Raw genomic sequence first — 25051 nt, 5'->3', positions numbered from 1 at the left:
CATGCACAAGACGACCGCTCTGCGGGTGGCCGCGGCCGCGACCGCCGCCCTGCTCACCGCGACCGCCTGCAGCAGCCGGCGAGGGCAGGACGCCCAGGACACCGCCGCCGGCGGCGCGTGCAAGGGCCAGCAGACCACCGGCATCACCGACAAGACCATCAAGCTGGGCGGGATCTACCCGCTGTCGGGGCCGGCCTCCGCCTACGGCACGATCAGCAAGGGCGCGGCCGCCTACTTCAAGTACGTCAACGACAAGGGCGGGATAGACGGCCGCAAGGTCCAGTTCATCGTCCGCGACGACGGCTACCAGCCGCCCAAGGCGGTCGAGGAGGCCCGCAGACTCGTCGAGCAGGAGAAGGTCTTCGCCGTCTTCCAGACCCTGGGCACCCCCTCCACGGCAGCCGTGTGGGACTACCTCAACAAGCAGAAGGTGCCGCAGCCCTTCGTCGCCACGGGCGCCTCCGTCTGGGGCACCGACGACCAGCATCCCTGGACCATCGGCTGGCAGCCCAACTACGTGGCCGAGGCGCGGGTGTACGCCAAGTACCTCCAGGACGCCAGGCCCAAGGCCAAGGTCGCGGTCCTCTACCAGAACGACGACTTCGGCAAGGACCTGCTCGGCGGGTTCAAGAAGGCCGTCGCCGGAAGCGGCATCAAGGTGGTCGCCGAGGAGAGCTACGAGGTCACCGACCCGTCCGTGTCGGCACAGATGGCGGGCCTCGCCCGTTCCGGGGCGGACGTGCTGCTGAACGTCACCACTCCCAAGTTCGGCAGCCAGGCCCTCGCCGCCGACGCCAAGAACACCAAGTGGAACCCGCTGCACATCGTGAACAACGTGGCCTCGTCCACCGCCGTGCTCCAGCCCGTCGGGTTCAAGAACGTGCAGGGCGTGGTCTCGGCGACCTACTTCAAGGACCCCGCCGACCCGCAGTGGGCGAAGGATCCCGAGGTGAAGACCTACACGAACGCCATGCACAAGTACGCCCCCGACGCCGACCCGGCCAACCAGTTCAACGCGTACGGCTGGGCCGTGGCCTCCAGCCTGCACCAGGCCCTGGACGCGATGAAGTGCCCGACCAGGGAAGGGCTGCGGGATGCGGTGCGCAACCTTAAGAAGGTGAAGGTGGGCATGCTGCTGCCCGGGGTCACCATGTCCACGGGCCACGGCGACGCCTTCCCGCTGGAGACGATGCAGCTCATGCGGTTCAAGGGCCAGCGGTGGCAGCTGTTCGGCAAGCCGGTGGACACCCGCAAGGAGTTCGGCCCGCCGGCGAAGTGAGCAGGCGGGGGCGGTCCCGGTCGATGCCCTGACCGCTGGGGACCGCTCCCGCCCCGTCACCCGGGCCCGGACTGCTCAGACGGCGTTCAACCCTCCGTCCACCACCAGGCTCTGCCCGGTGACGTAGGAGGCGCGGTCGGAGAGCAGGAAGGTGACGGCATCGGCCACCTCCCAGGCGGTGCCCTGGCGGCCGAGCGGGATGCGGGTGAACGAGGTGGAACGCGAGGCCCGCCGGGCCGAGGCCTCCCGGCCCATCGGGGTGTCGATCAGGCCCGGGACGACCAGGTTGGCGCGGATCCCGCGCGGCGCCCCCTCCTTGGCGACATGTCGGGTGAGACCGAACAGACCCGCCTTGGAACTGTCGTAGGCGGGAGAGTTGGTGGCCGCGCGCAGCCCGGCCACGGAACCGACGAAGACGATCGAGCCCCCGTCGGCGATCGCGGGCAACCCGTACTTGGCGGCGAGGAAGGGGGCGCTCAGGTTGAGCGAGAGCACCTGTTCCCATTGCTCCGGTGAGGTGTCCGCAAGGCCCGCGCCGAGGCCGACGCCGACGTTGACCACCATCGCGTCGAGCCCGCCGAGTGCGCGGAGGGCCTCGGCGACCATGGCCGAGGACTGGCCGGGATCCGTGGCGTCACCGATCACGGGGACGCCTCGGGCGCCCTCCTCACCGACCAGGGCGGCGGTGGCCGCCGCGGCGGAGGAGGAGACGTCGGCGCAGGCCACGGAGGCTCCCTCACGGGCGGCGAGCACGGCCACCGCCCGCCCGTTGCCCACCGGGGCCTCCGGATCGTCGCCGGGGCGGGTGCCCGCGCCGACGACCAGCACGTTCCGGCCGGTCAGGAGGCCGCCCGGGCGGTTCGCGGTGTGCCGGGGCTCAGGCATCGGTGTCCGTCCCTTCCGCCGCGTCCGCGCCGGCCCCGGTGGGCGCGGGCAGAGCTTCCGTTTCGAAGCCGGGCTCGAGCCGGGTGCCGGCGGAGTTCAGGAAGAAGGCGACCATGTGGTACTGACCGACAAGCATGGTGATTTCGATCAGTTGTGCCTCGTCGTGATCGGCGGCGAGCGCGGACCAGGTGTCGGCGGACAGGCGTGCGTCCCGGTGCAGTTCGTCGGCGGCACGCAGCAGACGGGCGTCGGCCGGCGTCCACTCCTGGGCGTCGGGACCCGCGCCCACCCGCCGGATCTCCTCGTCGGTGACCCCGGCTGCCCTGGCCAGCGATACGTGCCGCCCCCATTCGTAGTCGGCCCGGGTGTTGCACGCGGTGCGCAGGATCAGCAGTTCCCGGGTCCGGTCCGGCAGACGGCCGTCGCGCAGCAGATGGCTGCCGAACGGGAGGAAGTGCTGGAAGAGGCCGGGGTGCCGCACCATGGTGGTGAAGATGTTGGCGAGGCGGCCGTCGGCGTCCCGGGGGATCGGGGCGAGCAGATCCCGGGTGGACGGGTCCCAGCCGTCCTCGGGCAATGGCGCGAGGCGTGGGCCGGTGTCGGCGGCGGCGTGGTGGGGTCGGTGATGGTGCTCGTCGGTCATGGCGGTCTCCGCACGGTTCGTCAGGGTGGGCAGGTGGCACGAGGGCGGGTCTGAGCACGGTCGATCGGCGCCACCTCGTGTGCGCGCCCATGTGCTCCTTCCGCCGCCGTGCCACTGTGCTTTCGGGGGCTGGGGGTTGTCGACGGCTCCCCGGCCAAGGCCGGAGGGCGGCATATTGTTCAAATGCACAACGGCCGTTACCGGAGGGGCGGAGGTGAGGTTCATGCCCGGGCAGTCGGACGCGACGGCGCCCCTCGAACGGGTCATCGCCGCGATGGCCGCGCAGCAGCGGCACGTGGGCGGGCGGTTGCACGCGGATCTGGCGGACCATGTCCCGTCCTACCGCGCGGTCCCGCGGGAACTCCTGGACCAGATCTGGCACCGGCACCTCCAGCGGGCTCTCGTGGTGGTGCGCGAGGGGACGGTGCCCGCGCCGGAGGACTTCGATGAAGCCGCTGTGGCCCGCGACCGGGCCGCCCGGGGCGTGCCGCTCAGCGACGGGCTCCGCGCCTTCCGCCGGGCGCTGAGCGCGATACGGGACCTGTTCATCGCCGAGGCGACCGAGCGTGGACTGGACCCCGGCCTCATCGTCGACCGCACCAAGTGCCTGTGGGAGCTCGCGGACGTCGCGAGCCTGCAGATCGCCGCCGTCCACCGGCAGGCGGAGGTCGACTCCGCCCTGTTCGACGCACGCCGCCGCGCCGACTTCCTGCGTGGACTGCTCCACGGGACGCTGAGCACGGTGGAGATCCACAGCGGTGCGGCGATCTACGGACTGGACCTGTCACGGCCGTACCGAGCCATCAGAGCTGTTGCGAACGGCAACGTCGGTCCTGACGCGCTGGAACGCTCCCTGGAGTCCCGCGGCCGGAGGAACGGCCGAGGCCCGTTGCTGACCGTGCTGGACCAGGCTGTCGCCGGAGTCGTCGAGGCCAGGCCGGAGATCGGTGACCTGGAGGTGACGGCGGGGCTCGGCCCGCCGACGGACCTGGCCGCGGCGCACCGCTCCTTCCGTGCCGCCGGCAGGCTGCTGGAAGCGGCCCGGGCGTACGGTCTGCGCGGCGTGTACGACCTGAGCGACCTGTCCTGGCGGGTGGCGGTCGTCGCCGAACCGGAACTCGCCGAGTTGCTGCTCGACCGCTATCTGCGCCCGTTGGAGGCGGAGGGGGAGTTCGGTGCGCTCATCGAGCAGTCGGTGCGGGGATACCTGGAGAGGGGACGGCAGATCCGCGAAGTCGCCCGCAGCGCACACGTCCATGTCAACACCGTCCGCTATCGGCTGCGCCGTTTCGAGGAGCTGACCGGCATCAGCCTGGACGCTCCGGACACCGCGGTGGAGCTCAGCTGGGCCCTGGCGGCACGCGAGCTGGGGGCACCTCCACGGGGTCAGGCATGAGCGGGCCGCCGCGCCTGCCGTCATCCCTCATGCCCGCCACGCCGTGCCACGCGGCGGGCGAGACCGCGGGCCTCCACCGGGTTCAATTGGCTCCCATGGCATCAGCAGGTCAGCGCGCATGGGGAACGCCGAGCCACCGCCCGGACTCCGTCATGCCGGTCACCGGCCGCGGCCAGGACGGACGGCAGAACATCGGTGACCGAGTACAAGGTGGTGTCCAGCCGTGGAGGAGCGGGTGAAGGAGTTCAGCGATAGCCACGACGATCCGTTCGCCCTGCACGTCGCCGCCCTGGCGGTGCTCGACGACCAGGGGGTCGTGGCCGGATGGAACCGGCGGGCCCAGGAACTGCTCGGCTATCCGGACACGGCTGTGATCGGTCGTCCGGCGTACGAGGTCCTTGTCGAGCCGCGCGATCTGCCGGCCGTCACGGAGGCCGCGGCGAGCTGCAGGCGAGGCGGCGGCTGGTTCGGCGTGCTCACCTTGCGGCACCGTGACGGGCGGCTCGTGGAGATGGGGCTGAGGGCCCATGCGCTCTCACGAGATGACGGGGTCCGTGAGTGGGTTCTCGCCGGGGCGCTCGCGGTTGACGTCCTGGAATGGCAAAGAGACCGGGCGGTTCTCGACGGGTTGTACCGCCGGTGCCCTATCGGCCTGGTCGTCCACGGCCCCGACCTGACCCTTCTCCGGGTCAACCGGGCCATCGAACGCTTCACCGGCGTCCCCGCAGCGGACTTCCAGGGGCTGCCCACCGGCTGCTTCCTCATCCCCGACGACGCACGCAGGGCCGTGGACCGGGTGCGCCGGGTGATGGAGACCGGAAGACCGTTGGTCTACTCCGAGCAGTTCGTCCGCCTCGAACGGGATCCGGCTCAAGAGCGGGTCGCGATGGTCTCGTCCTTCCGGATGGAGGACCCCTCCGGCCGCATCCTCGGGGTGGCCGAGATGATCGAGGACATCACCGAACGCCATCGGGCCCAGCGTCGGCTAGCGCTCCTCGACCAGGCCGGCAGCCGTATCGGAACCACCCTCGACGTGGCAGAGACCGCCCGGGAACTCGCCGAGGTGATGGTGCCTCACCTCGCCGACCATGCGTCAGTGGACCTGCTTCAGACGGTGACGCGCGGTGAGGAACCGGTGCGGGCCCTGGCAGGGCCTGTGGTTCGGGTGGGGGCCAGCAGCGTCGGTGCCCAGCAACCCGGTCCGCCGCACTCGCAGGGCGAGCCGGTGGAGTTCGGGTCCGACACACCCGAGGCCAGATGCCTGGCCGAAGGCCGGCCCGTCCTGGAAGCGGTTCTTGCGCCCGACTGGTTCTCGACGGGAGGCCGCCAGGGGTCCCACGCTCCGGACCTGGGCGTCCACTCGCTGATCGCGGTACCTCTTGCCGCGCGTGGCCTGGTGCTGGGCGTGATGACCCTGTGGCGTTCGCGCCGCCCCGATCCCTTCGAGGCGGACGACCTCACCCTTGCCCAGGAACTCGCCTCGCGCGCCGCCGTCGCCATCGACAACGCCCGGCGCTTCTCCCAGCAGCAGCAGACCGCGTACACCTTGCAAAGCAGCCTGCTGCCCCGGGCCGTTCCGGACCAGTCGGCCGTCGAGGTGGCCCTGCGGTACCTGCCGGCCAGTGCGTCCCCGGGCCTGGGCGGTGACTGGTTCGACGTCATTCCCCTGTCCGGGTGCCGGGTCGCTCTCGTCGTCGGTGACGTGGTGGGACGCGGCATCCATGCCGCCGCCACCATGGGCCGGCTGCGCACCGCCGTACATACGCTCGCCACCCTCGACCTGGAGCCGGACGAGGTCCTCTCCCGCCTGGACGACCTGGTCAACCTGCTGGCGGTCGAACAGGAAGCAGTGGACGGACGGCCCGTGGGCGAGCAGGTCGTCGGTGCCACCTGCCTGTACGCCGTGTACGACCCGGTCTCCCGGCGCTGCTCCGTGGCCCGCGCCGGTCACCCGCCGCCGGTGGTGACCGCTCCGGACGGACGGGCGGCTCCGCTCGACCTGCCCGCCGGTCCACCGCTCGGCCTGGGCGGACTGCCGTTCGAGGCCCGGGAGATCGAACTGTCCGAGGGAAGCCTGCTGTGCCTCTACACCAACGGAGTCATCGGCGAACGCCACATCGATGCCGACGTCGGCCTGAACAGGCTGTGCGCAGCGCTCACCCGCCCTGCGGACGCCCTGGAACGAACATGCCAAGCGGTGGTCGACTCGCTCGTGCCCTCGCGCCCCAGCGACGACGTCGCTCTGCTGATCGCCCGTACCCGCATGCTGTCACCGGACGATGTCGCCTTCTGGCACCTGCCGCCGGAGCCTGCAAGCGCCGCCCGGGCCCGGGCATTGACCTCGGCCAAGCTGACCGAATGGGGTCTGGAGCACTTGGCCTTCACCACCGAGTTGATCGTCAGCGAACTGATCACGAATGTCTACCGGTACGCCGGCGGCCCTGCGACCCTGCGGCTGATCCGTGAACGGTCTCTGGTGTGCGAGGTCAGCGACACCAGCCACACCTCGCCACACCTGCGCCGCGCCCGTACCACCGACGAGGGCGGGCGCGGCCTGTTCTTGGTGGCCCAGATGGCCGAACGCTGGGGTACCCGTTACACCCGCGAGGGCAAGACCGTGTGGACCGAACAACCACTGACCGGCACACGCATCTGACCGTCCAGGCCATGCCGGGGTGGCCGTGGGCACAGGAGTGTCGGTGCGGGCGTACGGCGACAGGGCCGGAGCGAGCCGTACTCCGGAAGCCAGGCGATCACGAGAACGTCGGGCAGGCCGCGGCCGGCGCGGGCGGCCTCCAGGGAAACATCCGACGAGCCGTGATTCAGCCCGGGTTGATGCCATGAGGGCAGGTGGGGTCGGCACACGGCTGCCATGAAGCGGCCGTGCGGCGCGGACCTGGGTTCCTGGCGGACCGCAGCGGCGGCACAGCGGCCGCTGCGGTCCGCCCCGTCGCCGTGCTTATTCGGCCGCGGCGAGCAGCCGTGCCTCGCTCTCCTCGTACAGTCGCCGGTTCTCACGGCTCTCGGCGGCGCGGCGTCGGTGGTCGAGACGGCTGCCCAGCCAGCCCGCCAGATAGCCGAACGGGATGGACACCAGGCCGGTGGACTGCATGGGGAACCAGTGGAAGTCCGCGTTCGGGAAGACGGCGGACGGCATGCCCGACACGGCCTTGGAGAAGACCATCAGCACCAGCGCGCAGGCCGTGCCCCCGTAGAGGCTGGCGAGCAGTCCGGTGCGCGTGAACCCTCGCCAGAACAGGGAGTAGGTCAACGCGGGGGCGACGGCCGATGCCCCGATGCAGATCGCCAGCGTGGTCAGTACGCCGACGTCCCAGTTCTGGACCAGGGCGGAGAGCAGGATGGCAACGGTCCCCACCACCACGCACGCCCACCCCGCCACTGTCATCTCCGTACGTGGCGCCGCCCGTTCCCGCCGCAGGCTATGGGCGAACAGGTCGTGCGCGAGCGAGGAGGCCGCGGCCAGGGTCATTCCCGCGACCGAGGACAGCAGGGTGATGAACACCGTGCCCGCCATGGCCGCGTAGAGAACCGTCGTGCCCGCGGAGCCGACGCCACCGCCGAGCGTCCGGGACAGCATGAGCACCGACGTCCTTCCGTGGGGGTCGGTCGCGGTGATGTACTGGGCCCCCACCAGGGCCGCCGCGCCCGTACCCATGACGATCACCGCAAGGCAGAACGTGGTGACCGTACCGACGGCCCATGACATGGAGCGGCGCACGGCGGGCGCGTCCCGCGCGGAGTACAGACGCATCGTGATGTGCGGCAGGCAGGCCGCGCCGAGGATCACGGTGATCTGAAGACTGGCGAAGTCGAGCCGTTGAGTCGCCGAGGTGCCCAGTTGGAGGCCCTGCTGGAGGAAGGCCGGGCCCGTTCCGCTGCCGCGCTCGGCGGCCCGGAGCACCTCGCCCAGGCTCCAGTCGAAGCGCTTGAGGACCAGGGCGGCGACCGTGATGCTGGTGCCGAGCAGGAACACGATCTTGATCATCTGGATGAGCGCGGTGCCCCGCATCCCGCCGATCGCCGCGTAGATGATCATCAGGCTGCCGATGAGGACGATGCACGTCGTCCTGGCTCCGGTCTCGTGCGGCATGCCCAGGATGAAGGTGAGCAGCGACCCGGCCCCGGAGAGCTGGACGACCAGGAAGGGGAGGGTCGCCGAGAGCGTCACCACGCAGGAGGCGATGCGGACGGCCCGCCCGGGCATGTTGCGGGCCAGGACGTCACCCATGGTGAAGCTGCCCGCGTTGCGCAGCGGCTCGGCCAGCAGGAACATCAGCAGCACCAGCGACAGGGCGGTGCTGACCGCCAGGACGTAGCCGTCGTATCCGGCGAGCGCGATGATGCCGGTGGTGCTCAGCACCGTAGCCGCGGAGATGTAGTCGCCCGCGATCGCCAGGCCGTTCTTCAGGGGCGTGAGCGAGAGGTAGCCGGTGTAGAAGTTCGTCAGGTCGTCTCGGTCCGGCCCGGCCATCACACACATCAGCAGCGTGAGCGTCACCAGGGTGCTGAACAGGACCAGGACGATTGCCTGCGTTCCTGAGCCGAAGTCGTTCATCTCGCCACCCCGGTGTCCCTGCTCGGGCGGACCGTTCGCTCCCTGACGGCCCGCGCCAGCGGGTCCACGGAGTGTTGTGCGCTGCGTCCGTACCAGAGGACGGCCGCGAAGGTGACGGCGAGCTGGAAGATCCCCAGGCCCATGCCCAGACTCAGCTCCCCGGCGATCTTGGAGGCCATCAGGTCCGGCGCACAGCAGGACAGCACCACATACACCACGAAAGAGCCGAGCGCGGTGAGCGTGGAGACCCGGCGGAGCACTTGGTAGGCCGAGCGGAGGGCGGCGAGGTCGGCATCGTGCGGATGGGGATCGTGCGCGTGCGGTGGGCGCCAGGCGGTTTGTCCGTACGGGTCGTACGAGGGGGCGTCGTATCCATACGAGTTGTCCTGCGGGACGTCGTGTCCGTACGACTCCTGCCATGGGTCCCGCCCGTACGACGCCCGCCGAGGGGTGTAGCCATGGGGCTGGGTCGGCCGCTGCGGCCATTCCGGCGATGCAGGCGGTGGGTACCGGTTGTCGTCGGGGTGTGTCATCGCATGGCCTTCCGGTGTGGCGCGGATCCGTGGGAGGTGGCGGGGAGGCTTCGGTATGGTCGGCGCACGATACCGACTGGTTGGAATGCCTGATAAGCCTGCTGAGAGTCACGTTTTCAGCTCGATGCGGCATCCGGCCGACGGCGGTCCATGACCCCGGGACCCCAGGTCCATGGGCGCATGAGTCGGTCGGCCACCTCGCCGCCCTGCGCGAGCACGCTCAGCGGCTCACGGGCGGCCTGTTCCCGCAGGCGCCCTACAACGTGCTGCGTACGCACACGGACCCGGTCCGGTCCGGTCCGGTGCAACCAGATCCCCGGTCACCCGGCCCGCTACGACCGGGCATCACGACAGCCTCACGACTTCGTGCGCCTCCGCTGTGCCGCCATCCGCGATGTCGGGTGCACGGGTGGGTCGGCTCCCTGCCTGGATCCCCAGCTGCCGCAGGACGACATCCACGCGGCCGCCATGACCTTCTGCGGGCGTTCGATCAACGTCGAACGGTGCCTGCTTCCGGAAGGGCGCCAGGAGGGCGTGTACCCCCTAGGCGCCCAACTTGACCGCTCTGGAAGACCCCGAGCTTCTTGGAGGAGTGGCTACAAAGAAGCCGTCCGCCCGGGAATGGTCCGGATCCTGTCCTCAGCGGGACGAGCCTGGTCATCTGCCGACGCCGCACCCCGCAGCTCGTGGACAGCTCCAAGCGGATGTGCCCGCCCAGTGCTACGGCGAGGTGGGCACGAGCGGGGAGCGGAGCACGAGCAGGGTGATCTCGCTGGGGGCGAAGATGCGGAACGGCGGGCCCCAGAAGCCGGTGCCGCGGCTGGTGTAGAGGAGGGTGCGGGTGCCGTGGTGGCTGAGGCCGGCGAGGGCGGGCTGGTCGATGCGGACCAGGTGGTGGAAGGGCCAGATCTGGCCGCCGTGGGTGTGGCCGGAGAGTTGGAGGTCGATGCCGTCGGCTGCCGCCCGGTCGACGAACTTGGGCTGGTGTGCCAGGAGCAGGACGGGTAGGTCGGGGTCGGCGCCGTTCAAGGCTCCGGCGAGGTGGGCGCGGTGGCCTGCCAGGCCGGAGGATTCGGCGGTGACGTCGTCCACGCCGGCGACCACGAGGGTGTCGCCGCCGCGTTCGAGCAGCAGATGGCGGTTGCGCAGCGGTTCCCAGCCCAGCTCGTCCATCAGGTCGACCCAGCCCTGGGCCTCGCTGTAGTACTCGTGGTTGCCGGTGACGTATACACGGGCCCGGCTGGCTCGCACGGTACCGAGTGGGACGGCCTGGGCGCGGCGGCGTTCGGCCGTGCCGTCCGCGATGTCGCCGGTGTGGCAGACCAGGTCGGCTTCCAGAGTGTTCACCGTCTCGCACACCCGCGCCGACCAGCGCGTGCGGTCGAGTGGGCCGTAGTGCGTGTCGGTGATGAGGACGACGCGGATGCCGTCCAACCCGGCACCCAGCCGCGGGAGTTGCACATCGAGTCGGCGCACGCGTGGCACGCGGCGGGCCTCGGCATACCCCCAGGCGAGTAGTACGGCGGTTACGCCGAGGACGGCCCACGTGACGACTCGGGCCCGGTCCTGACTCTCGCCGACGCCGGCCACGGTCAGGGCGAGCCGCAAGAGGACGCAGAGCAGAACGGACCAGGTGAACAGAACCCAGCTGGTGCCCAGCAGGGTGCCACCGACGATCGCCGCCCGGTCCTGCTGGTGCCGGCCGTGGCCGCGCACCATCGCGAGCGGCATACATATGAGGCCGAGGGCGAACAGGGCGGTGCCGACCAGCGTGACGGGCAGTGGCCAGTGCTGGCCGGTGTGCAGGAGCACCCAGCAGGGCACGGCCCACAGCAGGACGGGGGCGATCAGGGGGATGTAGCGCATCAGGCGGTGCAGTCGGCCCTGCCGCGGTGTGCGCGGTTCAACCTCGGCGGGTCGGGTGTTGCTGGTGTCGGTCACGCTTCCCCTCCCTCACCAGGCAGCCGTCTCGCGCACTGTATCCGGTCGTCCTCGGGCCGGCCGAACGGGCGTTCATAGGCGCGGTCCCTCGGGGCGAAGGGTTCTGTCGGGTCGGCTCATCCAGGCCGTCGCCCCCGGCGCACGGCGATCAGCGTCACGACCCCCATGGGCGTCTGCTGTCCGGGACCGTCAACGGCCGTTCCATCTCCGGAAGTTACGACCCGCTGGTCGCCGTACCCACCGCACCGCCCCGAACGGCGCCACCAGCGAGTGGTCCTACGACGCTGCGGGCAATCCGACTCGGCTGACGACCGCCGGCCGCACGATCGACATCGCGTACGAGCCGGTCGGCCAGGAGACGACCCGGCATGCCGGGGCCGCGATCACCATCATGGATCGAAGGCCTCAGGCGTCGGCCTGACCCTCGACGATCCAGGGTCGCCTTCGGTCAGATCGAGTGGTTCCAGTACCGGACGGAAGGCGAACGCGGGTCGGGTACGCCGTTTGGTCCGTGACTGGTCCGTGACGGATTCACTTGGAGTTCGGACAGTGACGCGAGGAATCGCGTTGGTCGCGGAGAGTGACTCCCGTATCGGGTTGCCTGGAGCGCAACGAGACCTCCAGGCAACCGACTTCGGGCTCTAGAAGAAGCCCAGCTTCTTCGGCGAGTACGACACGAGCAGGTTCTTCGTCTGCTGGTAGTGGTCGAGCATCATCCTGTGCGTCTCGCGGCCGATTCCGGACTGCTTGTAGCCGCCGAACGCGGCGTGAGCCGGGTAGGCGTGGTAGCAGTTCGTCCATACGCGGCCCGCCTGGATCGCGCGGCCCGCGCGGTAGGCGGTGTTGACGTCGCGGGTCCATACGCCCGCGCCCAGGCCGTACAGGCTGTCGTTCGCGATCTTGATGGCGTCGTCGAAGTCGTCGAAGGAGGCCACCGAGACGACCGGTCCGAAGATCTCCTCCTGGAAGACCCGCATGCGGTTGTCGCCCTCGAAGATCGTCGGCTGGACGTAGTAGCCGCCCTTCAGTTCGCCGTCGTACTCGACGCGTTCGCCACCGGTGAGGACCTTGGCGCCCTCCTGCCGGCCGATGTCCAGGTAGGAGAGGATCTTCTCCAGTTGGTCGTTGGAGGCCTGTGCGCCGATCATCGTGTCGGTGTCGAGCGGGTGCCCCGGCTTGATCAGCCGGGTGCGGGCCACGGCCGCCTCCAGGAACTCGGCGTAGTTGCCACGCTGGACGAGCGCCCGGGAGGGGCAGGTGCACACCTCTCCCTGGTTGAGCGCGAACATGGTGAAGCCCTCGAGCGCCTTGTCCCGGAAGTCGTCGTCGTGCGCCCAGACGTCGTCGAAGAAGATGTTCGGGGACTTGCCGCCGAGTTCCAGCGTGACGGGCTTGATGTTCTCCGAGGCGTACTGCATGATCAGCCGCCCGGTCGTGGTCTCCCCGGTGAACGCCACCTTCGCCACCCGCGGACTGGAGGCCAGCGGCTTGCCCGCCTCCGCGCCGAAGCCGTTGACGATGTTGAGCACGCCCGGCGGCAGCAGGTCGGCGATCAGGCTCACCCAGTAGTGGATGGACGCCGGGGTCTGCTCGGCCGGCTTGAGGACGACCGCGTTGCCCGCGGCGAGCGCCGGCGCGAGCTTCCAGGCGGCCATCAGAATCGGGAAGTTCCACGGGATGATCTGCGCGACCACGCCGAGTGGCTCGTGGAAGTGGTACGCCACCGTGTCGTCGTCGACCTCGCTCAGCGAGCCCTCCTGCGCCCGGATGACGCCCGCGAAATAGCGGAAGTGGTCGATGGCGAGCGGGATGTCCGCAGCCAGCGTCTCACGCACCGGCTTCCCGTTCTCCCAGCTCTCGGCCACCGCGAGAGCCTCGAGGTTCGCCTGCATGCGGTCGGCGATCCGCAGCAGGACCTCGGAGCGTTCCGCCACCGCCGTGCGGCCCCATCCGGGCGCGGCCGCGTGTGCCGCGTCCAGCGCTCGTTCGACGTCCTCCGCCGTGCCGCGCGCGATCTCGGTGAACGGCTGCCCGTTGACCGGTGACGGATTCTCGAAGTACTGCCCGCGCACCGGCGGCACGTACTCGCCGCCGATGAAGTGGTCGTAGCGCGCCTGGTAGGAGACGATCGCGCCCTCGGAGCCGGGCGCCGCGTAACGGGTCATGCTGGTCTGCCTCCCGGTGAAGCGCTGCCCGCCGTTGGGCAGCTCTCGGCGCGAGGCTAGGCGCGCGGACGTTGCGAGTACGTTGCGCCGCGGCCCGGCGGCGGCGCGGGCGCCCGGCGGGGTGGGGGTGCCGGGAGGGCCAGCTCGCCCTCCAGCGCCGCGAGCCGCGCCCGTACCGATGGCGAGGGCCGCACCGCCGCCAGGGCCCGCCACACCTCCAGGTCGTCCTCGCCCCACGGAGCGCGCGCCCAGCCGGCGAGCAGATCGGGGTCGCGGTGGGCGATCAGCGCCGACCGCATCCCCTCGGCGAGGCGCCACCTGAGCCGTACGACCGCCGGGGCCTGCGAACCCGGCAGCAGCGGACCGGTGTACGCCGCCACCGCCCCGGTCAGCGCGCCCGCCTCCAGCCGCCGCTCCACCACGGTGACGTCGCACTCCACCGGCACCGTCAGTCGGTACGGCCGTGAAGCGAGCAGTCCGGGCCCGATCAGGCGGCGCAGTCGCGCCAGCTCGGCACGCAGCGTCACCGGGGTCACCGCCTCGTCCTCGTACAGCGCGCAGAGCAGTTCGTCTCCGGTCAGCCCCTCGGGATGGCGGCCCAGCAGCACGAGGATCTCGCTGTGCCGGCGGCCGAGCCGGAGCCGCCGTCCGCCCAGGCGGAGTTCGGCCTCGTCCCGGCCCAGCGCACTGAGCAGGGCCGTGTCCTCGGCGTGCCGGGGCGGCGCCAGCAGCGCGAGCTGCGACTCGGCGGCCCGGGCCACCGCCTGCACGAAGCCCAGACTGTGCGGGTGCGCCAGCCCGTCGCCGCCGGTGATGTCGACGGCGCCCAGGACCCGCCCGGTGTGCGGGTCGTGGACCGGCGCGGCCGCGCAGGTCCACGGCTGCACCCGCCGTATGAAGTGCTCCGCCGCGAACACCTGCACCGGCCGGTCCAGCGCGACGGCCGTCCCCGGCGCGTTGGTGCCGACCGCCGCCTCCGACCAGAGCGCGCCCGGAACGAAGTTCATCCGGTCCGCCAGTCGGCGGGTCGCCGGGTGCCCCTCGACCCACAGCAGTCTGCCGTGCGCGTCGCACACCGCCAGCAGATGCTCGCCGTCGGCGGCGAACGAGCCCATCAGCTCCCGGAACAGCGGCATCACCGGGGCCAGCGGGTGCTCGGCGCGGTGGGCGCCGAGGTCGCCGTCGGTCAGCTCCACGTTCGCCGTGCCGTCCGGCCCCACACCGGCCCGCGCGCTGCGCCGCCAGGACTCGGCCACCACCGAGCGCACCGGGCGCGGCACCGTGCCCGCCGTGGTGAACGTCTCGTGTGCCCGGCGCAGCGCCCGCACGCGCTCGGCGGGATCGGCCCCCGGTTCCAGGGCCACCCAGGGATCGGTCAATTGGCCCTCCCGGACGGTGAAACGGCTGGCACCATCGTCACTCGACGTGTTGGTGGGGACAACCGGTTCGACAGCCGCCTAGGCGAAATTGACCAGTCTGATGTAGCGCACCCAGTCCCACAGCGGCCCGGGATCGGAGTGGTCGCTGCCCGGCACCTCGTAGTGGCCGATGATGTGCTGTCTGTCCTTGGGGATGCCGTAGTGGGAGCAGATCGCCGCCGTCAGCTTCGCGGACTGCTCGTAGAGGGCGTTGGTGAAGTAGGCCGGCTGGTCCACCCAGCCCTCGTGCTCGATGCCGACGCTGCGCGTGTTGTAGTCCCAGTTGCCCGCGTGCCAGGCGACGTCGGCCTCGCGCACGCACTGCGCCACGTGACCGTCCGCCGAGCGGACCACGTAGTGGGCGGACACCTTCCTGTCGGGGTTGCGGAAGATGGCCAGCGTGTCGCTGTACGTCTCCTGCGTGATGTGGATGATCACCCGGTCGATGGAGTAGCTGCCGGGGCGGTTCGACGCCGTGTAGTTGGTGGAGATCGCCGGCTGCCACTCGGCCGAGGGGTAGTCCACGGCCGCCTGCGCACCCGCGCGGGCGTCGGGGAGCAGCGCGGAGGGGACCGCGGCGAGTGCCGCGCCCATCAGGATCCGTCGCCTGTTGAGCTGGAGTCCGGGCCGGTTCGTGTCCATCGTCGGCTGCCTTTCGGGAGCGGGTGGGGGGATGGGGTCCGTGCCGTGGGTGGCTGACGCGATGTCAGAGGTGGAGGAGTCGCGCGGTCTCGCGCGGCCGCGCGTGCGTGCCGCGCACCAGCCACCGCACCAGGTCAAGCTGCGATATCCGGAACGCGTCCTCCAGCGGACGCGCCGAGCCGGCCCAGATCGGCCGTGTGTCTGACTCCAACCGGGGCCAAGGGGTGGTGGCATCCTTGAGGTGGCCGACGATCACCACGGTGTTCGGTGCGCACTCCACGGCCACCCCTCCCCGTGTATGTCGGTGACTCCCGCGACCGGTGTCAGCCGGCCTCACTCGATGCGTGTGCGTTCCTTGTCACGCGAGGCACCGCCGTGAAGGCACCGCCGGACAGGCCCGGCGGCTGTGTCTCGTGCGAATCACGGTACGGCGTGGGGGAGTTGGGAAGAAGAGGGCGCCGCGGATCGGTGGACAGAGCGCGTTGTGTGGACAACTCGGCCACCCGATCGGATGAGGCCGGCCGCCCGGTTCGGTCCGTCAGACCCGGTTCGCCGGGGACGGTCCGTCAGGTCGGCCCCGCAGGCCAGATGCCCGGCCCCGGGCCACGGCTCCCCGGTCCTTCCCGGCCCGGCCGCCTCAGCCCGTCGGCCCGTCAGCCCGTCAGCCCCGTTCCGCCACGGGCCGTTCCGCGACCGTCGCCGGATCGTCGAGCACCGCGCGGACGACATAGTGGGCGGCGCCCAGCAGCGGGCCCTCGGGGCCCAGCGTGGACACGGACACCGGGCAGGCCGGTCCGGCCGTACGGCCCGTCAACTCCGCCTCCAGTGAGGGAAGCAGCCAGGGGGAGAGGCCCGCGAGTGCCCCGCCCAGGACGACCGTCTCGGGGTCGAGCAGATTGACGGCCCCGGTCAGGGCTATGCCCAGGGCCGTGCCTGCGTCCCGCAGGGCCCGGCGTACGGCCTCGTCACCCTTTTCCGCGCGCTCCGCGAGCAGGCCGGCCAGGTCCTCACGCGGCTCGAGGCCGGCCGCGCGCAGCACCGCCTCCTCGCCGGCGTACTGCTCCAGGCAGCCGCGCCCGCCGCACGGGCAGGCGGGTCCGTCGGGGCGGACGGGCACGTGGCCCAGCTCGCCCGCGAAACCGCGGGTGCCGCGCAGCAACTGCCCGTCCACGACCACCGCGGCGCCGATGCCGATCTCGGCCGACACGTGAAGGAAGTCGCGCGGTGTGCCGGCGCCGAGCCACAGCTCCGCCAGAGCACCGAAGTTGGCCTCGTTGTCCACGGTCAGCGGCGGCCGGCCGGGCAACAGGGAACCGAGGTCCACATCGTGCCAGTCGAGGTTCGGGGCGCGTACGACGGTGCGGCCGTCGCGCGCCACGAGTCCCGGCACGGCGACCGCGAGTCCGGCGGGCCACAGACCTTCCCGTTCGGCCTCCGCCAGGACCCGGCCGACCAGCTCCGTCAGCTCCTCCAGCACGGGCTTCGGGGCCCGGCCACGGTTCGCGCCGTACCGCACGGCACGCGCGCGGACGGTGCCGCGCAGGTCGACCGCGCACACCGCGAGATGGTCGACGCCGATCTCCGCCCCGATGCCGGCCGGTCCGCGTCCGCTCACGGCGAGAGCCGATCCGGGGCGACCCACCCGGCCCGGCCGCTCAGGGCCCAGTTCCTCCAGCAGCCCCCAGCGGATCAGCTCGTCCACGAGGGTCGACACCGCGGCCCGGGTCAGACCGATGCGCGAGGCGACCGCCGCCCGGGACAGCGGACCCGCCGCGCTGACGGCATGCATCACCCGGGCGAGGTTGCGCCGGCGCATGCCCTGCTGGGTGTCCGGCAGGGAGCGTCCGGTACCGCGCGAGCGGCCCTCGTGCAGTGGTGCGGTCATGCCCTTCGTCAGTCCTCGGTGTCTGCGGCGGACCCGGCCCCACGCCCGGGGCCGGGCGCGGGCTCAGTTCGATTCCGTCCCCCGCTCCAGCAGCGGGGCCGCGTCGGAGAGTACCCCGCTGATCCGCGCCAGCGTCGCCTCGTCCCGCTCCACGGCCTCCAGCACCGGGCCGGCGGCCGTGTTCCAGCGGCGTGCCACCGCACCCGGATCCTCACCGGTCAGCAGGCCGGCGGCCTGTGCGGCGGCCCCCAGGGCGACCAGTTCGCCCGCCCGGGGAACCTGGACCGGCCGCCCCGACAGCCGCCGTACCGTCTGCTGCCAGGCGGTGCCCCGGGCCCCGCCGCCGATCAGCAGCAGCGGCGTGCTGCGGTCCGCGTCCTCGTCCAGGACCAGCTCGAGCGCGCCGAGCAGGGCGTGCACCGCGCCGTCGTAGGCCGCCTGCAGCAACTGGCCGGCCGTCGTGTCGTGACGCAGCCCGTGCAGCAGGCCGGAGGCGTGGGGGAGGTTCGGGGTGCGCTCACCGTCCAGGTACGGCAGCAGGGTGACGGAGGTGCCGGCCTCCACGGCCTCGCGGTCCAGGCCCAGCAGTGCCGCGACGCGGTCCACGGCGAGGGTGCAGTTCAGCGTGCACGCGAGTGGCAGCCAGTCCCCGTGCGCGTCAGCGAAGCCGGCCACCGTGCCCGTCGGATCGGCGGGGCGGCGCCTGGCGACCGCGTACACGGTGCCCGACGTGCCGAGGCTCAGCACCGGCGTGCCCGGCCTCAGCCCGAGACCCAGCGCGGCGGCGGCGTTGTCACCCGTGCCCGGTGCCACCAGAGTGCCCTTGGAGAACGGCAGATCGTGGCCGTCGCGCACGGTGCCGGCCACCTCGCCGGGCCGCACCACCCGGGGCAGCAGCGCCGGGTCGAGCCCCACATGGGCCAGCGTCTCCTCGTCGTACGCCTCCGTGCCGGCGGCCCACCAGCCAGTGCCGGACGCGTCGCCGCGGTCGGTCGTGCCCTGTCCGGTCAGCCGCTCGGTGAGGTAGTCGTGGGGGAGCCGTACGGCCCTGGTGGCACGGACGGCCTCCGGCTCGTGCTCGGCCAGCCAGGCCCACTTCGTCACCGTGAACGACGCCCCGGGCACACTGCCGGTCCGCTCCGCCCAGGCCTTCGGGCCGCCCAGCTCCTCCACGAGCCGACGGGCCTGCGGCGCCGAGCGGACGTCGTTCCAGAGCAGTGCGGGACGCACCGGTTCGCCCCGCTCGTCCAGCGTGACCAGGCCGTGCTGCTGGCCGCCGATCGACACCGCGGCGGCCTCGTGAGCAGGCTCGCCGCACTGGCGCAGCGCCTCGCGCAGCGCGTCCCACCACTGGCGCGGATCACTCTCCCGGCCCGCCCCCGACGACACGGTGTGCGGCGCCTGGCCGCTCGCCACCACCTCGCCGGTGGCCGAGTCGACTACCAGCGCCTTCGTGGACTGGGTGGAGGTGTCCACGCCCACGACGAGCGGACCCTCGGCTGCTGACATGGGGCTCTCCCTCTTTCCGCGGCTCCGCGGGACGTGCTGTGACCCGGCAGGACATCCGTCCGCGGCGGCGGTGGAATGGATCCCTCGCCGTCGAGGACACACCTTGCTTCTTCCCAGAGGTGCGTGCGCATACTAATTTGTAAACGGCCATGACGAAATAGTCGTACCAAGCTAAGGAGACGCGGCATGAGCTACCAGCCCACCCCCGAGGACAGGTTCACCTTCGGCCTGTGGACCGTTGGCTGGCAGGGCAGGGACCCGTTCGGCGACGCCACCCGCCGCGCCCTCGACCCGGTCGAGACGGTGCGGCGCCTGGCGGAGCTCGGCGCCCACGGAGTGACCTTCCACGACGACGACCTGATCCCCTTCGGGTCCTCGGATATCGAGCGCGAGTCCCGCATCAAGCGCTTCCGCCAGGCCCTGGACGCCACCGGCATGACCGTGCCGATGGCCACCACCAACCTCTTCACCCACCCCGTCTTCAAGGACGGCGCGTTCACCGCCAACGACCGCGACGTCCGCCGCTACGCCCTGCGCAAGACGATCCGCAACATCGACCTCGCCGCCGAACTGGGCGCGAGGACGTACGTCGCCTGGGGCGGCCGCGAGGGCGCCGAGTCCGGCGCCGCCAAGGACGTCCGCGCCGCCCTCGACCGCATGAAGGAGGCCTTCGACCTTCTCGGCGAGTACGTCACCTCGCAGGGGTACGACCTCCGGTTCGCCATCGAGCCCAAGCCCAACGAGCCGCGCGGCGACATCCTGCTCCCCACGGTCGGCCACGCGCTGGCCTTCATCGAGCGCCTGGAGCGCCCCGAGCTGTACGGCGTCAACCCCGAGGTGGGCCACGAGCAGATGGCCGGGCTGAACTTCCCGCACGGCATCGCGCAGGCCCTGTGGGCGGGCAAGCTCTTCCACATCGACCTCAACGGCCAGTCCGGCATCAAGTACGACCAGGACCTGAGGTTCGGCGCCGGTGACCTGCGGGCCGCCTTCTGGCTCGTCGACCTGCTGGAGAGCGCGGGTTACGAAGGGCCCCGCCACTTCGACTTCAAGCCGCCGCGGACCGAGGACCTCGACGGCGTGTGGGCGTCGGCGGCCGGCTGCATGCGCAACTACCTCATCCTGAAGGAGCGTGCCGCCGCGTTCCGTGCCGACCCGGAGGTCCAGGACGCGCTGCGCGCCTCGCGGCTGGACGAGCTGGCCCAGCCGACCGCGGCGGACGGCCTGCAGGGCCTGCTCGCCGACCGCGCGGCCTTCGAGGACTTCGACGTGGAGGCGGCCGCCGCGCGCGGCATGGGCTTCGAGCATCTCGACCAGCTGGCCATGGACCACCTGCTGGGCGCCCGGGGCTGAGCCCTGATTCCCGCCCGGGGGGCATTCCGAATTCGCCGGGCGGCTTCGGAATGCCCCGGCGGCCCGGCCGGTGGACACCGTTCAGGTACGCCTTGATCCCGCTGCCCACGAGCCGTCCCGCTGCTCGTGACGGCCGTCAGGCGCCCGTGGTGTCCGGGCCTCCGGGCTCAGTCGTGCCGTCGCGAGCGCTGTCGCCGGGTTCCGGTCGGGGGCGCCCGCCGGAAGCCAGTGGCCGCCGTCCGCCCGGTACGGCCACCAGCGGCCGTCCGGCCCGAGGCGCAGCTGTACCTCTTCGTCCGGGACCGTCCACCGGTTGCCGCCCCGCCGGAACGACGGCCGTTCGTCCGCCTCCCAGGCCGCGTCCAGGGCCGCACGCGCGCGTGCGAGCGTCGCGTCCTGGACCTGCCACTCCTCGTCGAGCACGGCCAGGGCCGGGGCCCCTCCCAGGCGCCAGGCGCGAACGGCCGTCGCCAGCCCCTCGCGGCCCCGCCCCGATCCGTCGGCGAGCCGCTCGGTCACGGCATCGGGAACCGCACCGTCGGCGAGCCGTACGACGTCCTCGGCCGCCGTCAGCGCCCGGTGATCCCGCTCCCCGGGACCACCGTCGCCGAGCGCCTGCCCCAGCAGCCGGTGGGCCTCCTGGGCCGTCTTCCCGGCCAGGTACCGCAGTGCCGCGGAATCCGGTGCCGGCGTCGGTGCCGTCCCGGCGTCGTAGGACGGTGGTCCGCCGGGCGCCTCAGGGACGGCGGGCAGCGCGGGGAGCGCGGGGAGGATGTCCGCGGCCGCCCACGCCTCCGCGGCATCCACGCCCTCGGCCTCGTACGGCTCTCCCGGCTCCGCCGGCTCGTCCGGGGGCGCGGTGCTCCGCTGGTGCAGTTCCCGCAGGAACGTGCTCTCTCCCCGGCCGCGCATCAGCAGCAGCACGAACGGATCCTCGTCCAGCAGCCGTGCCACCTGATGGCACAGGGCGGCGGTGTGCCCGCAGTGGTCCCACGCGCCGCAGTCGCACTCGGGTTCCAGCTCGCCGAGGCCGGGCAGCAGCTCGATCCCTCTGATCGCCGCGTCCTCGATCAGGTGCGACGGCAGGTCCCCGTCGAGGAGCGCGGCCAGGTGTCCCGCCTGCTCAACGGCCAGCTCCACGAAACTCGCCCACTCCCGCTCGGACAGCACGGGCAGCAAAACGTCGGCCCGGTGCGCCGCGCCCTTCGGCTCCCGGACGACGGCGGTCACCCGGCCCGGCCGGACGGTCACCGCGCCCACCTCGCCCGCGCGCGCGAGCCGGCGCCCCGCCTTCACGGCGGTGGCCTCCAGTGCCGCGTCCTCCAGCGCCGCCAGCCAGGCGCCGCCCCACCAGGTCCGCGCGAACCCCCGCCCGCGCGCGGGCGGCAACGCGGCGAACGTGCGCTCCGGGCCGCCTTCGTGCCCGTGCTCGTAACGGCTCACCACGCCTCCCCGCGCAGTTCCACCAGCGCGGTGAGTTCCGCGTCCGTCAGCTCCGTCGGTTCCGCCGGCGCGGCCCCGCCGGTGCCGAGCACCGCGTCCGCCAGTGCGCGCTTGCGCCCGAGCATCTCCGCGATGCGGTCCTCGACGGTTCCCTCGGCGATCAGCCGGTGCACCTGCACCGGGCGGGTCTGCCCGATGCGGTACGCCCGATCGGTGGCCTGGGCCTCGACCGCCGGGTTCCACCAGCGGTCGTAGTGCACCACATGATCGGCCCGAGTGAGGTTCAGGCCCGTCCCCGCCGCCTTCAGCGACAGGAGGAAGACCGGCACCTCGCCGTCCTGGAAGCGGCGCACCAGCGTCTCGCGCTCTGCGACGGGGGTACCGCCGTGCAGTAGCTGCGAGGGGACTCCACGGGCCGTGAGGTGCCGTTCGAGCAGACGGGCCATGCGCACGTACTGCGTGAAGACCAGCACCCCCGAGCGCTCGGCCAGGATGGTGTCGAGGAGTTCGTCCAGCAGCTCCAGCTTGCCGGAGCGTCCCGCGCGTCCCGGATCGTCCTCCTTGAGAAACTGTGCCGGGTGGTTGCAGATCTGCTTCAGCCCGGTCAGCAGCTTCACGATGAGGCCCCGGCGGGCCATGCCGTCGGCGTCCGCGATCAGGCCGAGGGTCTCGCGGACGAGCGCCTCGTAGAGGCCGGTCTGCTCGTGCGTCAGTGCCACCGGATGGTCGGTCTCGGTCTTCGGCGGCAGTTCCGGCGCGATGCCCGGGTCGGACTTGCGGCGCCGCAGCAGGAACGGCCGCACGAGCCGTGCCAGACGCTCCGCCGCGGCGGGGTCCCCGCCGCCCTCGACGGGCCGCGCGTACCGCGCGCGGAAGGTGCCGAGGCGGCCGAGCAGCCCCGGGGTGGTCCAGTCGAGGATCGCCCACAGTTCCGTGAGGTCGTTCTCCACCGGTGTGCCGGTCAGCGCCACGCGCGCGCGTGTGCCGATGGAGCGCAGTGCGCGCGCGGTCGCCGCGTAGGGGTTCTTCACGTGCTGTGCCTCGTCGGCGACGACCACGCCCCAGGGCACCCCGGCGAGCCGTTCGGTGTCCAGGCGCATCGTGCCGTAGGTGGTGAGCACGAACTCGCCGTTCGCCACGGATCCGAGACCGCGCCCGGGGCCGTGGAACCGGCGCACCGGGACACCGGGCGCGAACCTCTCGATCTCGCGCTGCCAGTTGCCGAGCAGGGAGGCCGGGCAGATCACCAGCGTGGGACCGGCCGAAGAGGGGTCCGCCTGCCGGTGCAGATGGAGCGCGATCAGCGTGACCGTCTTTCCCAGCCCCATGTCGTCGGCCAGACAGCAGCCCAGTCCGAGGGCCGTCGTCCGGGCGAGCCAGCCCAGGCCGCGCAGCTGGTAGTCGCGCAGGGTGGCGGCGAGCCCCGGCGGCGCGGCGACCGGCTCGGCGGCCTCCGGGTCCGCGAGCCGCTCCCGGAGCTGCGCCAGCCACCCCGTGGGCCGTACGTCGACCCGGAGGCCGTCGGCCTCGGCGGAGCCCGTCAGGGCGGCGGCCAGGGCTTCGACCGGGGTGACGGAACGATCCTCGCGGCCGCGCGCGCGGTCCGCCTCGCGGGGGTCGACGAGCACCCAGCGGTCGCGCAGCCGGACCAGGGGACGTTTGGCCTCCGCCAGCAGGTCCAGTTCCTCCCGCGACAGCTCGCGCCCGCCCAGCGCGAACGACCACCGGAACACCGACCGGGCATCCGCCAGGAGCGACGACGGCCGCGCCTCGGCCTGCCCGTCCGGCGGGCCGACGGAGGCGTGCGCGGTCAGCCCGCGGGACAGGTCCTTCGGCCAGTGCACGTCGACGCCGGCGGCGGCCAGAGCCGGGGCACCCCCACCCAGGAGGTCGGCGATCTCGTCGTCGGCGAGGTGCACCACGTCGGGAACGGCGGCGGTGAGCAGCGGAGTCAGCGGCGGCCATGCCCGGACCGCCCTGCGCAGGGCCAGCAGAGTGTCCGCTCGCGCGCGCGGTCCCAACGCCTCCCGAGTGGCCGCCGGGCCGGACCAGAGCTCGGCGGCGTCCGCGACATCCACCGTCCCGCTCGCGCTGTGCACCTGGAGCACCGCACGGAACCGCACGGGAGCGTGGCCCTCGCCGGTGGCGTCGTGGAGGCCGGGCGCCTCCACCCGCAACGAAAGCCGAACACCCGTGTCGTGGCCGGCGGCGATGTCGTCGGCCCACCCGCGGAGGCCGGGCAGGTGCTGGGGCTCCGGCGCGGCGAACGCGGCGCCGCCCGTCACGAGCGCGGCGGCGGGGGAGCGGGGGAGGGTGTCGGCGACCGCGTCCAGGAAGGAGCGCAACAGCCGTTCCGGGTCCGGCAGCCGTGGCCGGCCGTCCAGCGCGAGAGGCGTGGCGTGGGCCTCCGGGGGCATGGCGGCGGCGAGTTCACGGACCAGCTCGGCATCGCGCGCGGACAGCGGTCCTACCCGCCAGGTGTCGTGATCGGTCGGCGACAGGCCGGGCAGGAGCAGACCGCGCGCAAGGAACCGCAGGGCGAGCAGGCCTGCCGTGCCCCAGAACTCGACGGCCCGGTGTCGCCCGTCCTGCATCGGCCGGGCGAGCACCGGGAGGGCCGCCCGGACCGGCAGCAGTACGGCGGGCAGCCGCACCCGCTGTACGTAGCCGTCCGGTGCGGGCAGCACCAGGTCCAGCTCCGCGACGGATCCTTGGGCGACGGCGGGGAGAGCTTCGCCGTCAGGCCGCCAGAAGGCCATCGTCCCGGTGCGGGGCGGGTCGGACGGGACGAAGACCGCGCAGCAGCGGTTCAGCTCGGAGGGGCCGGGGAGCGCGGACGGCTCGGTCGCATCGGACGGTTCGGGCTGCTCGGACGGTTCGGGGGGTGGTGCGGTGGAGATCCTCTGCACGACTCTGCCCGCGCTCCTCAAATTTGACTACCGATTCGAAGTCGCCGAGGGTACAGCACGCCCAAGGGTTGGTCCGAGCGCCCGGCCTGTGATGCGGGCCACTAAGGGATGGGTCTCGGGGAAGTCTCAGGGTCGGGCTTCGGAACCGCGGGAAGCGTGCGGCCGTTCTCAGGGCAGAGAGCGGCAAGGGCTGCCGCGGAGGAGGCGACGCTCATGTCCAAGAACGCGAAGATCGCCGCAGGAGGCGTGGCGGTCGGTCTGCTCCTGCTGATCTGGCTGCCCTGGTGGGTGGCGTTCCTCATCGTGGTGGGAGTCCCGGTCGCCGCTTACCTGGCCCTGGACCCCTCGCAGCGGCGCAGGCTCCGTCGTGTCACACGCAAGGAACTAGGCCGCTGAAAGGCCGCTGAAGGGTCGGTGACCGGCCCGGACGGACACGGACGGGTTCACCGGCGGGCCGGAAGCCGGTCGATGGGG

General features: G+C 72.2%; 18 protein-coding genes and 1 pseudogene. 6 read left to right on the top strand and 13 right to left on the bottom strand.

The window, feature by feature from the left end; all coding sequences use genetic code 11:
* Position 1 precedes the first annotated feature (1 nt).
* The gene (locus tag ACFVVO_RS08835) at positions 2–1279 is read left to right on the top strand and encodes an ABC transporter substrate-binding protein (RefSeq protein ID WP_390053012.1); all 1278 of its coding nucleotides are present in this window, start codon (positions 2–4) and stop codon (positions 1277–1279) included.
* Positions 1280–1354: 75 nt separating this feature from the next.
* On the opposite strand, the gene ACFVVO_RS08830 is transcribed toward ACFVVO_RS08835, so the two are convergent.
* Positions 1355–2164: an SDR family NAD(P)-dependent oxidoreductase gene (locus ACFVVO_RS08830; protein ID WP_390053011.1), complete on the bottom strand. Its 810-nt coding sequence runs from the start codon at positions 2162–2164 to the stop codon at positions 1355–1357.
* Positions 2157–2807 carry a carboxymuconolactone decarboxylase family protein gene (locus ACFVVO_RS08825; RefSeq protein ID WP_390053009.1) on the bottom strand — a complete coding sequence of 217 codons (651 nt, stop codon included), beginning with the start codon at positions 2805–2807 and terminating at the stop codon, positions 2157–2159. Before ACFVVO_RS08825 ends, ACFVVO_RS08830 begins: the two co-directional genes overlap by 8 nt.
* A 223-nt stretch (positions 2808–3030) precedes the next feature.
* Between ACFVVO_RS08825 and ACFVVO_RS08820 the strand changes: the two genes are divergently transcribed.
* Together ACFVVO_RS08820 and ACFVVO_RS08815 are read left to right on the top strand one after the other, a co-directional pair.
* Complete coding sequence (locus ACFVVO_RS08820; protein ID WP_390053007.1) at positions 3031–4203, top strand: PucR family transcriptional regulator; 1173 nt, start codon at positions 3031–3033, stop codon at positions 4201–4203.
* Positions 4204–4426: 223 nt separating this feature from the next.
* The gene (locus ACFVVO_RS08815) at positions 4427–6859 is read left to right on the top strand and encodes a SpoIIE family protein phosphatase (RefSeq protein WP_390053005.1); all 2433 of its coding nucleotides are present in this window, start codon (positions 4427–4429) and stop codon (positions 6857–6859) included.
* A gap of 303 nt (positions 6860–7162) precedes the next feature.
* Here ACFVVO_RS08815 and ACFVVO_RS08810 read toward each other — a convergent pair whose 3' ends face one another.
* The 3 genes from ACFVVO_RS08810 to ACFVVO_RS08800 all read right to left on the bottom strand — a co-directional run bounded on the left by ACFVVO_RS08810 (position 7163) and on the right by ACFVVO_RS08800 (position 11253).
* The gene (locus ACFVVO_RS08810) at positions 7163–8779 is read right to left on the bottom strand and encodes a cation acetate symporter (RefSeq protein WP_390053003.1); all 1617 of its coding nucleotides are present in this window, start codon (positions 8777–8779) and stop codon (positions 7163–7165) included.
* Positions 8776–9312, bottom strand: coding sequence for a DUF485 domain-containing protein (locus ACFVVO_RS08805; RefSeq protein WP_390053001.1), 537 nt, complete (start codon positions 9310–9312; stop codon positions 8776–8778). The genes ACFVVO_RS08810 and ACFVVO_RS08805 overlap by 4 nt, the downstream gene beginning before the upstream one ends.
* Positions 9313–10032: 720 nt before the next feature.
* Positions 10033–11253, bottom strand: a complete 1221-nt coding sequence (locus tag ACFVVO_RS08800; protein WP_390052999.1) for a metallophosphoesterase — start codon at positions 11251–11253, stop codon at positions 10033–10035.
* Between ACFVVO_RS08800 and ACFVVO_RS08795 the strand changes: the two genes are divergently transcribed.
* Positions 11207–11674, top strand: coding sequence for an RHS repeat domain-containing protein (locus ACFVVO_RS08795; RefSeq protein WP_390052997.1), 468 nt, complete (start codon positions 11207–11209; stop codon positions 11672–11674). The two genes, ACFVVO_RS08800 and ACFVVO_RS08795, sit on opposite strands and share 47 nt — an antisense overlap.
* Before the next feature lie 220 nt (positions 11675–11894).
* Here the strand turns inward: ACFVVO_RS08795 and adh are convergent, their stop codons facing one another.
* The 6 genes and pseudogenes from adh to xylB form a co-directional block, all read right to left on the bottom strand.
* Positions 11895–13418 (bottom strand): aldehyde dehydrogenase, encoded by a 1524-nt coding sequence (adh, locus tag ACFVVO_RS08790; RefSeq protein ID WP_390052995.1) that lies wholly within the window; start codon positions 13416–13418, stop codon positions 11895–11897.
* Between the two features lie 56 nt (positions 13419–13474).
* On the bottom strand, positions 13475–14797 hold the full coding sequence (locus tag ACFVVO_RS08785; RefSeq protein ID WP_390052993.1) for a GAF domain-containing protein: 1323 nt from the start codon (positions 14795–14797) through the stop codon (positions 13475–13477).
* Between the two features lie 78 nt (positions 14798–14875).
* A complete protein-coding gene (locus tag ACFVVO_RS08780) occupies positions 14876–15478 on the bottom strand; it encodes an N-acetylmuramoyl-L-alanine amidase (protein ID WP_390052992.1) in 603 nt (200 codons plus the stop codon).
* 112 nt (positions 15479–15590) lie between these two features.
* A pseudogene (locus tag ACFVVO_RS08775) lies at positions 15591–15767 on the bottom strand (acetamidase); the annotation flags it as partial.
* A 372-nt stretch (positions 15768–16139) separates the two neighbouring features.
* Positions 16140–17363, bottom strand: a complete 1224-nt coding sequence (locus tag ACFVVO_RS08770) for an ROK family protein (protein ID WP_390052990.1) — start codon at positions 17361–17363, stop codon at positions 16140–16142.
* 63 nt (positions 17364–17426) lie between these two features.
* Complete coding sequence (gene xylB / locus ACFVVO_RS08765; protein ID WP_390052989.1) at positions 17427–18872, bottom strand: xylulokinase; 1446 nt, start codon at positions 18870–18872, stop codon at positions 17427–17429.
* 186 nt (positions 18873–19058) lie between these two features.
* Here xylB and xylA point away from each other — a divergent pair, with 186 nt between their 5' ends.
* Positions 19059–20225, top strand: coding sequence for a xylose isomerase (gene xylA / locus ACFVVO_RS08760; RefSeq protein ID WP_390052987.1), 1167 nt, complete (start codon positions 19059–19061; stop codon positions 20223–20225).
* Between the two features lie 81 nt (positions 20226–20306).
* Here the strand turns inward: xylA and ACFVVO_RS08755 are convergent, their stop codons facing one another.
* Complete coding sequence (locus ACFVVO_RS08755; protein ID WP_390052985.1) at positions 20307–21668, bottom strand: SWF or SNF family helicase; 1362 nt, start codon at positions 21666–21668, stop codon at positions 20307–20309.
* Positions 21665–24427 carry a DEAD/DEAH box helicase gene (locus ACFVVO_RS08750; RefSeq protein WP_390053378.1) on the bottom strand — a complete coding sequence of 921 codons (2763 nt, stop codon included), beginning with the start codon at positions 24425–24427 and terminating at the stop codon, positions 21665–21667. Before ACFVVO_RS08750 ends, ACFVVO_RS08755 begins: the two co-directional genes overlap by 4 nt.
* A gap of 363 nt (positions 24428–24790) precedes the next feature.
* Here ACFVVO_RS08750 and ACFVVO_RS08745 point away from each other — a divergent pair, with 363 nt between their 5' ends.
* The gene (locus ACFVVO_RS08745) at positions 24791–24973 is read left to right on the top strand and encodes a hypothetical protein (RefSeq protein ID WP_358929048.1); all 183 of its coding nucleotides are present in this window, start codon (positions 24791–24793) and stop codon (positions 24971–24973) included.
* The last annotated feature ends 78 nt before the right edge of the window (positions 24974–25051 follow it).

The sequence above is a fragment of the Streptomyces sp. NPDC058145 genome (genome assembly GCF_042884245.1).
GTDB lineage: Bacteria > Actinomycetota > Actinomycetes > Streptomycetales > Streptomycetaceae > Streptomyces.
Note: the sequence above shows the minus strand (reverse complement) of the source record. Positions and strands in the feature narration are given on the sequence as shown.

Bases quoted from the DNA above. Each gene is read 5' to 3' on its own strand.
- ACFVVO_RS08820 (WP_390053007.1), top strand. From the start codon at position 3,031: ATGCCCGGGCAGTCGGACGCGACGGCGCCCCTCGAACGGGTCATCGCC.
- ACFVVO_RS08745 (WP_358929048.1), top strand. From the start codon at position 24,791: ATGTCCAAGAACGCGAAGATCGCCGCAGGAGGCGTGGCGGTCGGTCTG.
- adh (WP_390052995.1), bottom strand. From the start codon at position 13,418: ATGACCCGTTACGCGGCGCCCGGCTCCGAGGGCGCGATCGTCTCCTAC.
- ACFVVO_RS08825 (WP_390053009.1), bottom strand. From the start codon at position 2,807: ATGACCGACGAGCACCATCACCGACCCCACCACGCCGCCGCCGACACC.
- ACFVVO_RS08750 (WP_390053378.1), bottom strand. From the start codon at position 24,427: ATGGCCTTCTGGCGGCCTGACGGCGAAGCTCTCCCCGCCGTCGCCCAA.
- xylA (WP_390052987.1), top strand. From the start codon at position 19,059: ATGAGCTACCAGCCCACCCCCGAGGACAGGTTCACCTTCGGCCTGTGG.
- ACFVVO_RS08830 (WP_390053011.1), bottom strand. From the start codon at position 2,164: ATGCCTGAGCCCCGGCACACCGCGAACCGCCCGGGCGGCCTCCTGACC.
- ACFVVO_RS08810 (WP_390053003.1), bottom strand. From the start codon at position 8,779: ATGAACGACTTCGGCTCAGGAACGCAGGCAATCGTCCTGGTCCTGTTC.
- ACFVVO_RS08770 (WP_390052990.1), bottom strand. From the start codon at position 17,363: ATGACCGCACCACTGCACGAGGGCCGCTCGCGCGGTACCGGACGCTCC.
- xylB (WP_390052989.1), bottom strand. From the start codon at position 18,872: ATGTCAGCAGCCGAGGGTCCGCTCGTCGTGGGCGTGGACACCTCCACC.
- ACFVVO_RS08835 (WP_390053012.1), top strand. From the start codon at position 2: ATGCACAAGACGACCGCTCTGCGGGTGGCCGCGGCCGCGACCGCCGCC.
- ACFVVO_RS08805 (WP_390053001.1), bottom strand. From the start codon at position 9,312: ATGACACACCCCGACGACAACCGGTACCCACCGCCTGCATCGCCGGAA.
- ACFVVO_RS08780 (WP_390052992.1), bottom strand. From the start codon at position 15,478: ATGGACACGAACCGGCCCGGACTCCAGCTCAACAGGCGACGGATCCTG.